Origin of the sequence: Bradyrhizobium sp. OK095 (assembly GCF_900109945.1) — a bacterium.
Classification (GTDB): domain Bacteria; phylum Pseudomonadota; class Alphaproteobacteria; order Rhizobiales; family Xanthobacteraceae; genus Bradyrhizobium.
Genome location: NZ_FOBX01000014.1, coordinates 160,832 through 172,968, shown reverse-complemented (window position 1 = coordinate 172,968; position 12,137 = coordinate 160,832). Strand labels below are relative to the sequence as shown.

General features: G+C 62.9%; 9 protein-coding genes. 6 read left to right on the top strand and 3 right to left on the bottom strand.

Going from position 1 to position 12,137, the window contains the following annotated elements; all coding sequences use genetic code 11:
- Positions 1 to 222: 222 nt before the first annotated feature.
- From BMW89_RS30625 to BMW89_RS30615, 3 genes are read left to right on the top strand one after another with little or no spacing between them, the layout of a single operon-like run.
- The gene (locus tag BMW89_RS30625) at positions 223 to 1,059 is read left to right on the top strand and encodes a transporter substrate-binding domain-containing protein (protein ID WP_092032941.1); all 837 of its coding nucleotides are present in this window, start codon (positions 223 to 225) and stop codon (positions 1,057 to 1,059) included.
- Between the two features lie 13 nt (positions 1,060 to 1,072).
- Complete coding sequence (locus BMW89_RS30620) at positions 1,073 to 1,735, top strand: amino acid ABC transporter permease (RefSeq protein WP_092032937.1); 663 nt, start codon at positions 1,073 to 1,075, stop codon at positions 1,733 to 1,735.
- Positions 1,732 to 2,490, top strand: a complete 759-nt coding sequence (locus tag BMW89_RS30615) for an amino acid ABC transporter ATP-binding protein (RefSeq protein WP_092032932.1) — start codon at positions 1,732 to 1,734, stop codon at positions 2,488 to 2,490. The genes BMW89_RS30620 and BMW89_RS30615 overlap by 4 nt, the downstream gene beginning before the upstream one ends.
- Positions 2,491 to 2,504: 14 nt before the next feature.
- Here the strand turns inward: BMW89_RS30615 and BMW89_RS30610 are convergent, their stop codons facing one another.
- Genes BMW89_RS30610 through BMW89_RS30600 form a run of 3 tightly spaced genes read right to left on the bottom strand, consistent with a single transcriptional unit; the run spans position 2,505 to position 7,039 of the window.
- Positions 2,505 to 4,169: a carboxylesterase/lipase family protein gene (locus BMW89_RS30610; protein ID WP_092032927.1), complete on the bottom strand. Its 1,665-nt coding sequence runs from the start codon at positions 4,167 to 4,169 to the stop codon at positions 2,505 to 2,507.
- A 25-nt stretch (positions 4,170 to 4,194) separates the two neighbouring features.
- Positions 4,195 to 5,679: a carboxylesterase/lipase family protein gene (locus BMW89_RS30605; protein WP_092032924.1), complete on the bottom strand. Its 1,485-nt coding sequence runs from the start codon at positions 5,677 to 5,679 to the stop codon at positions 4,195 to 4,197.
- 22 nt (positions 5,680 to 5,701) lie between these two features.
- Complete coding sequence (locus tag BMW89_RS30600) at positions 5,702 to 7,039, bottom strand: MFS transporter (protein ID WP_092032921.1); 1,338 nt, start codon at positions 7,037 to 7,039, stop codon at positions 5,702 to 5,704.
- A gap of 207 nt (positions 7,040 to 7,246) precedes the next feature.
- On the opposite strand from BMW89_RS30600, the gene BMW89_RS30595 reads away from it, so the two are divergent.
- From BMW89_RS30595 to BMW89_RS30585, 3 genes are all read left to right on the top strand, one after another.
- On the top strand, positions 7,247 to 7,897 hold the full coding sequence (locus BMW89_RS30595) for a TetR/AcrR family transcriptional regulator (RefSeq protein ID WP_092032918.1): 651 nt from the start codon (positions 7,247 to 7,249) through the stop codon (positions 7,895 to 7,897).
- A gap of 92 nt (positions 7,898 to 7,989) precedes the next feature.
- Positions 7,990 to 10,767: a patatin-like phospholipase family protein gene (locus tag BMW89_RS30590; RefSeq protein WP_092032915.1), complete on the top strand. Its 2,778-nt coding sequence runs from the start codon at positions 7,990 to 7,992 to the stop codon at positions 10,765 to 10,767.
- The gene (locus tag BMW89_RS30585; RefSeq protein WP_092032910.1) at positions 10,767 to 12,128 is read left to right on the top strand and encodes a metallophosphoesterase family protein; all 1,362 of its coding nucleotides are present in this window, start codon (positions 10,767 to 10,769) and stop codon (positions 12,126 to 12,128) included. Before BMW89_RS30590 ends, BMW89_RS30585 begins: the two co-directional genes overlap by 1 nt.
- The last annotated feature ends 9 nt before the right edge of the window (positions 12,129 to 12,137 follow it).

The following is a 12,137-nucleotide window of genomic DNA, read 5'->3' as shown; positions in this document are numbered from 1 at the left end:
CTCATCTCTGTATTGCGTTCAGTCTTGTATTCAGATTTGAATGCGATTTGCAATCGCCGGCTATCAGGAATTTTGCGCAATCCTGCCAAGATATTGGGCTCATTTCTGCCTTGCCGCTCAAACGGTCAGCAACTCTAAATACCGTATTGAATTTTATCCTGAATACAGAAATAATCCAGTGACCGGAGACGATTCGACCGAAATTCCAGGGAGACAGAGACCATGAATCGCAGGGATGCTCTCACCAAAGTGGCGCTCGCGGGCGCAGCGATTGCCGCAGTGAGCAGCTCGGCCAAGGCCGACGCGCCGGCCACCACGCTCGACCGCATCAAGAAGAATGGCGTGCTCCGCGTCGCCGTCATCGTCGGGCAGGAGCCCTACTTCCACAAGGATCTCGCCACCAACGAATGGTCGGGCGCCTGCATCGACATGGCCAAGGACATCGCTGGCAAGCTCGGCGCCAAGGTCGAGACGCTGGAATCGACCTGGGGCAACCAGATCCTCGACCTCCAGGCCGACAAGGTCGACCTCGCCTTCGCCGTGAACCCGACGCCGGAGCGCGCGCTGGTGATCGACTTCTCGACGCCGATCCTGGTGCACTCCTTCACCGTCATCACCAAGAAGGGCTTTGCCAAGCCCTCGAGCTGGGCCGATCTCAACAAGCCCGAGGTCAAGATTGCCGTCGACATCGGCTCGACGCACGAGACCATCGCGCGCCGCTATTGCCCGAAGGCGACCATCCTCGGCTTCAAGAACCGCGACGAGGCGATCCTTGCGGTCGCAACCGGCCGCGCCGATTGCAACGTCTCGCTGGCAGTGCTCTCGGTTTCGACCCTGAAGAAGAATCCGAACCTCGGCGAACTCTCGATCCCGCGGCCGCTGCTGACGCTGCCGACCAACATGGGCATCCGCGCCGAGAGCGATCGCCGCTACAAGGACTTCCTCAGCGCCTGGGCCGATTACAACCGCGCGATGGGCCAGACCCGCGAATGGATGCTGAAAGGCTTCGAGGCCGTCGGCCTCACTGCCGACGATCTCCCGCCCGAAGTGCAGTTCTGACGGCCGTTCGACGATGTATGTCTGGGAGTTCGCGGCGCTCAAGCCGTATTGGGGCCTGATCTGGCAAGGGCTCCTGGTCACCTTGTTCTACACGGTGACCACGGTGACCGCGGGCCTCTTGATCGGACTGATCGTCGGCATCTTGCGTACGACGGCGCCGCGCTGGGTCTCGGTGCCGCTGCGTCTCTACATCGAGATCTTCCGCTGCACGCCGCTGCTGGTGCAGCTGGTCTGGATGTACTACGCCCTGCCCGTCCTGATCGGTGTCGACATGTCGCCGGCGATGGCCTGCTTCGTCGCGCTGTCGCTTTATGCCGGCTCGTTCTATGCGGAAATCCTCCGCGGCGGCATCGAGGCCGTCGACGTCGGCCAGTGGGAAGCCGGGCGCGCCATCGGCATGCGGCGTGGAAAGATCTTCCGCCGCATTGTGCTGCCACAGGCAACCCAGGTGATGATCCCCTCCTTCATCAACCAGACCATCATGCAGCTGAAAAACACCTCGCTAGTGTCGGTGGTCGCGGTCGGCGACCTGCTCTATCAGGGCTCGGTGATCACAGCGACTAGCTACAAGCCGCTCGAAGTCTACACCACCATCGCCGTGCTCTATTTCGTCGTGCTGTTCCCGCTGACCCTGGTTGCCGACCAGATCGAGCAGCGGATGGGAGCGCATCGATGAGCGCGCTGGTCGCAAGCAACATCCACAAGGCGTTCGGCGACCATGAGGTGCTCAAGGGCGTCTCGCTTTCGGTCGAGCGCGGCGAGGTCGTCACCTTGATCGGCGCCTCCGGCTCCGGCAAGTCGACCTTTTTGCGTTGCCTGAATCTGCTCGAAATGCCGCAGCAAGGTGAGCTTGCGATCGGCAGCCACACATTCGTCTTCGGCAGGGGCATGCGTCCCACCGGCGATGCGCAGCTCGCGCTGCTCCGCCGCAGCGTCGGCATGGTGTTCCAGCATTTCAATCTGTTCCCGCACATGTCGGTGCTCGCCAACGTCACCGAAGGCCCGGTGCAGGTGAAGGGCATGGCGCGAGCCGAAGCCAACACACTTGGGCGCGATCTGCTCGCCAAGGTCGGCCTCGCCGACAAGGCCGACGCCTTTCCGAGCCGCCTGTCCGGCGGCCAGAAGCAGCGCGTCGCCATCGCGCGCGCGCTCGCGATGAAGCCCGAGATGATGCTGTTCGACGAGCCGACCTCGGCGCTCGATCCAGAGCTGGTCGGCGAAGTCCTGTCCGTCATCCGCAACCTTGCCGCGGAAGGCATGACCATGGTGCTGGTGACGCACGAGATGTCCTTCGCCGCCGACGTCTCCACCCGCGTCGGTTTCATGAACGACGGCATCATGGCCGAGATCGGCACGCCGGAAGAGACCATCCGCCAGCCGCGCAGCGAGCGGCTGAAGGCATTCTTGAGCCGGTTTCACGAAACGCATTGAGGTTTTGCGTCCCTCTAATCCCGCGAGACGCGCGGCGTTGACGGGGTCACGTTCGCCGGCGTGTGGAAATCCAGCCGCGCCCGGTTCTCCTCACGCACGCCGCTATCGTCGCCGAACTCGACAAACTTTTGAGTATCCGATGCCCATTGCGGCCACGGTGTCGCGGGCGTGGCCGGATTTCCCGTGCGTGCAAAGGCGACGAGCGTGTCCATCATGCGCTCGGACAGCGCGCGGTCGAACTCGGTCCAGTTGCGTGTGGTGCGGAATTTGTTGAAGGCGTCCTGCGTTCCGAACCAGTAAGGCACATCAGAAGTGTGATAGGCGCCGATCTTCTGAGGGCTGTCGAAGAACTGCACGTCTTTCGCAAACGGGTGCACGCGCGAGAACATATACATGTAGAACGGGGCCTTGCCGTTCCTGGCTTGCGCGACGGCCCAGTTGCGCGTGCCGATCTCGACCAGCCCTTCGCGCGCGGCGAGCAGGCCCATCGCCTTCGCCTCGTCGTCGGTCTTGGCGGGATAAAGCGCGAGGAAGCGCTCGGCCTGGTCGCCATAGAGTTTTTTCGCAGCGGAAACATAGGCATCGAGCGTTCCCGCGGTACGCAGGTCGTTCGAGCTTTCGTCGCTGGTGAAGCCTGCGACGGTCGCGACATCGTTCTGCTTGCCGGTGGCAAAAATGTTCGGAACGGTGTCGGGCAGGACGTAGCCGTCGATATCGGGCGTCACCGCGATCGTCCCGGCGCAGCCGAGCTGGCAGTCCTTCTGAATGGCGAGAATCTTGTCCGACTGGATCAACCGCATCTCGGCGAGCGAGGACGCGCCGAGCGCCGCCTGCACCTCGAGGCCGATCTTTTCGGCCGCCGGCAGCGCCGGGAATTTGAAACGGTTGTCGAACATGCTCAGGCTCATCGCAAAACCGCGATGGAACAGGCCCTTCGCCAGCGGGCTCGCCTCCAGCGCGGATACCGACATGGCGCCGGCCGACTGCCCGGTGATGGTGACGTTGTCGGGGTCGCCGCCAAACACTGCGATGTTGCGCTTGACCCATTGCAGGGCCGCGACCTGGTCCATCAGGCCGTAATTGCCGGAGGCATGATGCGGCGATTCCGCGGTCAGCTCGGGATGGGCGAGATTGCCTAAAATGCCGACGCGGTAGTTGAAGCTGACGAAGATCGTGCCCTTCTTCGCAACGTTCTCGCCGTCATACATCGCCATGCCGCTGGAGCCGAGCGTAAAACCGCCGCCATAGATCCAGACCACCACCGGCAGCTTCGCCTCGGGTCTCGCATCGGAGCTGGCCCAGATGTTCAGATAGAGGCAGTTCTCGCTGGTCGCCTCTTCGCCAAAATAGTGATTGAGATTGTGCCGGCGCAGCACCTGGATGCACTCCGGTGCCAGCCGGTCGGCGTGATAGGTGCCCTTCCACGCCTCGACCCTCTCGGGCGCGCGCCAGCGGAGATCGCCGAGCGGCGGCGCGGCATAGGGGATGCCGAAATAGGCCTTCACGCCCGACGGCAGCACCTTGCCCGAGACGGCGCCGACGTCGATGCTGACGGGATCGCCGGGAACGGGTGTCGCGACGATCTGCGCCGGCGCGGGCAAGGCAGCCAGCAAAGAGAAGATTGAGGCTATCGCAAGAACCGCGCGCGAGAGCACGCGCCCACTATCTGAAACGCTCATCCGATCTCCCCTTTTTCTTTTCTTGTCAGGCGACGACTTCGGAACGGAACTGTTCGATCAACTCCGCCCACACGCGGAAGCGCGCGCCTTCATTGAGAGGCACAATATGGAACGGCTGGCCGAAGATTGCGAGCGGCTCCTTAACCAGCTCGAACCGCGGCCAGGCTTCCGCAATATCGGGAGCGCCTGTCGTGACGAACCGCAGCAAATTATCCTGAAACCGCGCGGCGACATCGATGTCGGCAGGCGTCATCGGCCCGCCCTTGCGCTTGAGGATCGGGCGATCGATGAAATTTGGCAGATGCGCCCAGAGGCACGCATTGTCGGCACCGTGCGTCGGCCCCTGCGACAGGAATGGTTCCAACGCAGGGCGATGGTCGAACCGGCTCAGCCACACCGCACCGCCGGCCGCAGCGTGTAGCCGCGCGAGATCAGCCATCGGGCGGTGCCAGAACGCATCCGACAGCAGCGCCTCGTAAGCGTCTTCGTCGGTGCGCGCCGTCGTGCGGTAGGACGCCAGCAGGCGTTCCCAGCCGGCATCACCGAATGCAGCGCGCACCTGCCGCTCGGTGGTGCGGATCATCGCGGCCGGCGGCGTGCTCCTCAGGAACATCGCCATCTCGTCGCGGCAGGAGCCGAGCCAGAGCGGAATGTCGCGCAAGCTTCCGTCGGCAAAGACATCGCGCGGCTCGCGCGGGATCACGGTACCGTCGAGCACCGGGCCGAACACGGTGCCTGATGCGGTCTCATCCGCGAGCTTGCGGCCGACCCGCTCCACCGCCGCAAAGAGTTTTGGCAGCGGCACCATTGCGATCGCGCTTGGCTCGTGTTCGCGTTCGAGTTCGCCCAGCACGCGGCGCGCGACATGGTCCGCATGGTCGGCGCTCATGATGTTGCGCCCGGGTGCACTCAGCGCCAGCGCGCGGGCGAACTTGCCCTTCGCCTGCGGCAAGGTTGCGAGTGCGATCACCATCGAAGCGCCGGCGGACTGGCCCGAGAGCGTCACCTGGTCCGGGTCACCGCCGAAATTGGCGATGTTGGCGTGCACCCAGTCGAGCGCGGCGAGCGTATCCTGGAGCGCGAGGTTGTTGGCCTCGCCCAATCCATGGCGATGCAATTGCAGGAATCCGAGCGGCCCAAGCCGGTAGTTGATGGTGACGATCACCGCCGGACCTTGTGCGGCGAGGAACGAGCCGTCGTAATCGGCGCCGCCGCCAGTGACGAAGGCGCCGCCATGGATGAAGAACTTGACCGGCAGCGGGCGATCGGCGCCGACCGGCGCCGAGATGTTCAGGCTGAGGCACGCCTCCTCCGCCTGATCGAGATGCCCGGGCTGTGGCGCATAAGCGCCGTAGTCCGTGCATTGGCGGGGTTCAGTCCATGCGGGCGGGAGCGTCGCTTTGGCAAACCGCCGCGCGGTCGCGAACGGCACGCCCTTGAAGGCACGGACGTGCCCTTGCTCGGCCCCAATGATCGGGCCGTGCGTGGTCGGAACAGCGTTGGTCAGCATGCGATCAGGTCCCGTCTTTCAATCACGCGCGCCGCTTGCCGAGATCGGCAATGTCGACCTTGTGGGTTTCGCGCGCGGTCGATGCGGCCAAGGCCGAGGCGACACAGCAACCGGCGACGAAGATCGCAACCGGGATCCAGCCGTTCGGTCCTTCGCCGACGAGGCTCGCGCTGATCAGCGGCGTGAAGCCGGCGGCCAGGAAGCCGAGCTGGGTGCCGATGGCGGTGCCGGAATAGCGCACGCGCGCCTCGAACATCTCCGCATAGAACGACGGCCAGATCGCGTTCGGCGCAGAGTAGATAAGGTAGAGCATCGCCGCGGCGGCGAAGATCGCGGTGGTGCTGCCCGACGTCACCAGCATGAAATAGGGGAACAGCAGCACGGCACAGCCGAGCACGCCGCCGATGAACACCGGCTTGCGGCCGATCTTGTCGGCGAGCAAGGCCCAGAGCGGCTGCGCGATCAGCGCGGTGACGTTACCGAGCACGCCGGCCCACAACATGGTCGGGCGCGCGACGCCGAATTTGCTCGTGGCATAGCCGAGTGCAAACACCGCGGTCAGCGTGCTCACCGTCGCAATCAGCGCACAGGCGATGACGCGCAGCACGTCCGGCCAATAGTCGCGCAGCAACGCGACGACGGGGAAGCGCGCCACCTGATCCTTGTTCTTGATGTCGGCGAAGACGGGCGTTTCCGGCATGGTCCGCCGCACCAGATAGGCAACCAGCAGCACCAGCGCGGAGAGCAGGAACGGAATGCGCCAGCCCCAGCTCAACAGCTGGTCCTCCGGCAGGCTCGACACCGGAATGAACACCAATGTCGCCAGGATCGCGCCGGCCTGGGTGCCGCTCAAGGTCCAGCTCGTGAAGAACGCACGGTTGGAATTGGCGGAATGCTCCAGCGTCAGCGAGTTCGCGCCGCTCTGCTCGCCGGCAGCCGACAGACCTTGCAACAGCCGCAAGAGCGTCAGGATGACAGGCGCGGCATTGCCGATCGCCTTGGCATCCGGCAACAAGCCGATCGCGAGCGTCGAGCAACCCATCAGGACCAGCGTGAACAGCAGCACCGTCTTGCGCCCGATGCGGTCGCCGAAATGGCCGAGGATGACAGCGCCGACGGGCCGGGCGATGTAACCGATGCCGAAGGAGAGCAGCGCGAGCAACGTCCCGGTCGCCGGGTCGACATTGGCGAAGAACACTTTTGGAAAGATCAGCGCGGCCGCCGTGCCGTAGATGAAGAAGTCGTAGTATTCCAGCATGCTGCCGACGAAGCTGACGAGCGCGGCGCGCTTGGGCAGCTTGTTTTGCGTAGCTTCCGCACTGGATGACGCGTGCAGTGATGCAGTTGACGTCAACGTCATTGAATTCTCCCCCCTGTGTCCGTCGCGGCTCGCGTCGGGCGATCGCGCCTTGCGAGCGTTTTCTGGTTTTTATTGCCGCAAACTTGGTTTGGATTTATAATGTACGAACTAGTACGTTTATGCAATACGCATTGGATCAGCGCCTGAACGTGCGAAATTTGCCTTCACCTTCAAGGCCATCCGTGGAAACTGGCGGGAGAAACAGCAATGCTCGAGCGCATGCCGCCCCCATTGAAGCGCACCAACGACCCCGAGCGCACCAAGCGCGACATCCTCGAAGTGGCGATGGCCGAATTCGCCTCGGAAGGCTATTCCGGCGCGCGTGTCGATGCGATCGCGGCGCGGACGCGCACGTCGAAGCGGATGATCTATTATTATTTCGGCGGCAAGGAGCAGCTCTACCTCGCGGTGCTGGAGGAGGCCTATCGCAGCATCCGCGCGCTGGAGGACCAGCTCGACATTGCAAGCTGCGACGCCCGCGAGGGACTGCGCCGGCTGATCGAGGCGACCTTCGACCATGACGAGCGCAATCCGAACTTCATCCGCCTCGTCTCGATCGAGAACATCCACCACGGCAAGCACCTGAAGCAGAATCTACAACTGCGTCAGCTGAACGCCAGCGTAATCGCAACCCTCGACGGCATCCTTACACGCGGCCGCGCCGAAGGCGTCTTCCGCGACGACGTCGACGCCATCGATTTGCATCTTGCCATCAGTTCCTACTGCTTCTTCCGCGTCGCCAACCGCCATACGTTCGGAGCGCTGTTCGATCGCGACCTCAGCGAAGCGAAAGTGCTGGCGAAGAGTCGAAGGCAGATCGTGGAGATGATTTTGGCGTGGTTGGCGGCGAAGCGGTGAACCGGAACGAACTACTTTAGGTTGGATTCGAGACCCCGGGGTCGCTAGGATGCCCTCGCAAATTCAGGCAAAGTCGTCTCGGGGCAAGCAACGTGCCGCAATTCGATCGACGTGCCACGTACGTCCTGGCGCTGTTGGGCGATACCTCCCACACGCCTTATCACGTGGGCGCGTACGAAGCCCTTGCCCAGACTCCGGCCCCACTCGAGCTGATGCCAGACTGGCTCTGCGGAAGTTCGGCCGGAGCCATCACCGCAGCGATTATTGCCGGCAATAAGCCCGACCGGCGCGGGCCAGCGCTGCACGAGTATCTCGAATTCTGTACGAGCGGGCCGCTGGCCGACGTCCCGTCACGGCGCTCACCATTCGACCGGGTGCGCCGGCAGCTTGGCCTCGCAAGCCAAATCGAACGCCGCCGATTCGAAACAACCAAGATGCTGCTGCGTCTGGTGGATTTCGACTTGATAAACCACGGACCAATGCGGTTGACGATGGTGGCGACCAACGCCGTGTCGGGACATTGGAGGATATTCGATAACCGACACGGCTGGATCTCTCCGGAACATGTGCTGGCAAGCGGTCTGGCTTCGCCTGAGAACGAGGGCGTCAGCATCGACGGCGAGCTCTACTGGAACGATGATCATCTGCCGTTCACCGCGCTCGAGACCCTGTTGCGCGGCGAGCCGGACGAACTAGTCGCCTTCGTCGTCGACCCCTGGAGCAGGGCGGCGCCGTCTCCCGTGACCCTCACTGAAAAGCGCTCACGTGCGAAGGAAGTCGCGAACGCAACGCGCCTGGTCAAGAACATCGATTCCGTCGCCAATCAGTTCTCGTTGCAAAATGCCGCGCGAGTCAGCGCGTTCCGGCCGCTCTCCGCTGCGACGGCCGAACCAGGCCGGCTTGATATCGTTCACGCCCTGATGGCACGCGACGTTTCGGCAGCACCGGATCCAGTTACACCTCACAAAGCCCGTCAAACAGCTTACGAGATGGTCAGCCGCGCAACACATGCCGCTCCCTGGAACCGGCCGAGGGACGCTTCCACGGCCGTGCACAAGATCGCCGCCGAGGGAGGAATTTCGACGAAGACCTATGAGACGATCGCTGCAGCGCCTGTCGCATCGCATCAGTCGCGAGTTGCCGAGGCACTTTCCAGTGAGGAATCGGATATCCTCAAGAAGCTGAGAAGCACATTGATTGCGGGCACGACCGCGTCGTACCTCGATGCTCTCTCCCCAGAGCCGCCGCGCTCCGACCGGAAACCGTCGCCGTTGCAGAGACCGAGCCTGAACTTCGCGCTGGAGGGAGCGCAGGCGTGGCAGGACGAGGTCGTCTGGGGAAGCCAGTTCGATCTGGTGGTCAACTATGGATTGGCTGGAGAGGCCGACCTCGGAGGCGTCCGCAGCCAACTCCTTGACACGCTGATCGACCGGCCTGCGCTCACGCTCGGCATCACGATCGTGCCGAAAGGACTGCTTCTGGTCGACGGCATCGCTGCACGCGACGCGCGGTTCGAGAATGGAGCGCTGACCGGAGACCGGCCGCGTTTCAAGCTTGCGGCCCCGCCTCGTGCCGAAACGTCCGATGAGGAGTCAGAGCCTCATGGCATTCATGTCGTTATCTCGGTCGGCGGCGCACTGATACACTCGTTCTTTCTGGAGATCCATCCCGTGGATGCTCTGGGGTCGGCGGCACACGCTCCCATCATGATCGACCTGGACCTTCAGGCCATAGCCGCCGCCAAGCCCGAAGAGCGGATCGCCGAGCTTTTCATCACCAGCAAGGGAGATTCGTGGCTGGTCTATTGGAACATCGACGGTGTACGCGGCGAGCCCGAGGTCACCTCGGTGGTAACGCCCTCGAAGCTGAAGGCCGCCTATGACTCGCTGATCGTCGATGACATCAGGAAGATCGCGAACAACGCGCTGTGGAAGACCATCGACGAGAAGCTGACCTTGCCTTCCGACGACACCGCGCGCGCGTTGGCGCAGGAGGCGATGCAGGCCGCCGTCACCGTGGGCTCGAAACTGTACCATCTGCTGTCGGAGGATCCCGTCTTTCAGAAAATGTTCGAGCGGATCGAGGAACTACCGTTCGGCGCCAGGATCGCCGTGATCACGGATTCCGTCGTCTTCCCCTGGGAGATGCTCTACCCACTCACCTACATCGACGGCTATCCGCCCGAAAATTACCAGCCGCCACGATTTTGGGGCAACCGCTTCGTCATCGAATCGCTGCTCATCGTGACGTCGACCGCGGAGAAACTGCCGTCGAACCGCCAGCAGGCCGGCCAGTTTCACGTGACCATGGGCTTGAACGACAGCATCGATCAGGAAAAGACGTGGCAAGGCCGCAACCTGCTTCCGGTGAAATTGCAGAAGGACTTTTTCGACCAGTCGCTTGCGCCCCGCGGCAAATATGCGGTCGGCTACGATCAGGTGGTCGCCGCGTTTCGCGACCAGGCAGCCAACCCGAGCCTGATCTATTTCTTCTGTCACGGCACCGCCGACATCCTCGAGTTCGAGAAGTCCAAGCAGTTCACGGCCTTCCACGTCACCGGCCCTCCATTTGCGAATTGGCCGTTGGTATTCGTCAACGCCTGCGACGCCGGAAACATCTCGCCCGTCTCCTTCCTTTCGTTCCGAAAGGAATTCCGCAAGCGACGATCCGCGGGTCTCGTGGCGCCGTCGTTTCCCGTGCCGACCTTGTTCGCTGCGGTGTTTGCGAGGACATTCATCGAACGCTACGCAGATCGGAAACCCGTCGGGCAGATCCTGTTCGATCTACGTCGCGACTTGCTCGCCGATAACAACCCGCTGGGCCTATGGTACTCACTGCAATGTCCGCTCGACCTGAAGGCACCGGTCTGATGGCGCAGAAACCCGTCACACTGATCGTGAGCGACCTCCACATGGGCGATGGAGGGCGCGGCGACGATTTTGTCGACGACAACAATCAGTTTGCGACTTTCGTCCGGCAGCAGGCGCAGACCGATCGAGGCCGGCGCGGCGAGATCGAGCTGATCATCAACGGCGATTTCCTCGAGTTCGTTCAGGTCCTCCCCGAACGATATACGCTGAACTCTCCCGACTACTGGTGCTCGGAAGAGGAATCGCTGGACAAGCTGGACTGCATCCTCGCCGGCCATCCGGAGGCGTTCAAGGCGCTGGTGGAGTTCCAGGCGCCCGGCAACATCGTGACGATCTTTCCCGGAAATCACGACATCGACCTGCATTGGACGGCGGTGCAAGACCGCCTCCGCAGCGTTGCCGGCAACGTCAACATCGAGCTCGGCGAGCACACCTACACGCGCTACGGCGGCAAGCTCCACATCAGCCACGGCCACCTGTTCCCGTCGATCGATCCCGTCAACGGCTTCAAGAACTGGCGCCATCCGATCCTGCGCCTACCGGACGACAACGCGCCGCCACGGCTGGAAATGTGCACCGGTACCCTGTTCGTGGTCCGCTTCGTGAACCCGCTCGAAGAGAAATATCCCTTCGTCGACAATGTGCATCCCCAGACCGAGCTGGTCCGGATCCTGCTGCGGGAAGACCGCTGGGGACTGCGGACGGTGGGATGGCTCGGCGCCAGGTTCATCCTCCAGCATTTCGGCGCATCGCTGTCGGCCGGGAGCAGAGACGACATCGGACCGGAGCTTCTGGGCGCCATACAAGGCGATCCATTTTTTCGCGAGAAGATCGCCGAACTCTGCCGCGACCTGCTTGGCCGGCCGGACATGACGGAAGCCAGCGTCAGCAAGCAGTTCGGCAGCGAAGAGCAGCTCGCCGAGCTTCTCGAAATGCTGCTGAAAGCCGACGGCAGCTTGACCCGATGGACCGACATCATTGAGATTGCCAAACCCGCGGTCAACGCGGCCGGAGGCGGCAGCGGGTCGACGCTGTCGTTACATGACGCCTCCCGGATCGACGTCCGGGCCGAATGCCTGACCATCGCCCGAAACATATGGAAGGTGCACGCCGACATCGTCGTGCTGGGCCACACCCACCTACACCAGGAGATCGAGGAGAACGGATGCCGATATTACAATCCGGGCTCGTGGACCCGTTACATCGAGGAGCCGTCAGATCTTACGCTGGCGGATCTCGAAGACGACAACAGCTATCCCTACGAGCTCAACTACGTCCAGATCGAGGATGACGGTGGCACGATTCGCAGCAAACTCGTCTGCTTCGATCGTCAGACGACGAGCGCAGCCGGCGCGGCGTGACGGACAACC

What these genes read in the sequence shown, in the direction of transcription:
- BMW89_RS30585 (WP_092032910.1), top strand. Translation starts at nt 10,767, where the DNA reads ATGGCGCAGAAACCCGTCACACTGATCGTGAGCGACCTCCACATGGGC.
- BMW89_RS30600 (WP_092032921.1), bottom strand. Translation starts at nt 7,039, where the DNA reads ATGACGTTGACGTCAACTGCATCACTGCACGCGTCATCCAGTGCGGAA.
- BMW89_RS30605 (WP_092032924.1), bottom strand. Translation starts at nt 5,679, where the DNA reads ATGCTGACCAACGCTGTTCCGACCACGCACGGCCCGATCATTGGGGCC.
- BMW89_RS30610 (WP_092032927.1), bottom strand. Translation starts at nt 4,169, where the DNA reads ATGAGCGTTTCAGATAGTGGGCGCGTGCTCTCGCGCGCGGTTCTTGCG.
- BMW89_RS30595 (WP_092032918.1), top strand. Translation starts at nt 7,247, where the DNA reads ATGCTCGAGCGCATGCCGCCCCCATTGAAGCGCACCAACGACCCCGAG.
- BMW89_RS30615 (WP_092032932.1), top strand. Translation starts at nt 1,732, where the DNA reads ATGAGCGCGCTGGTCGCAAGCAACATCCACAAGGCGTTCGGCGACCAT.
- BMW89_RS30620 (WP_092032937.1), top strand. Translation starts at nt 1,073, where the DNA reads ATGTATGTCTGGGAGTTCGCGGCGCTCAAGCCGTATTGGGGCCTGATC.
- BMW89_RS30625 (WP_092032941.1), top strand. Translation starts at nt 223, where the DNA reads ATGAATCGCAGGGATGCTCTCACCAAAGTGGCGCTCGCGGGCGCAGCG.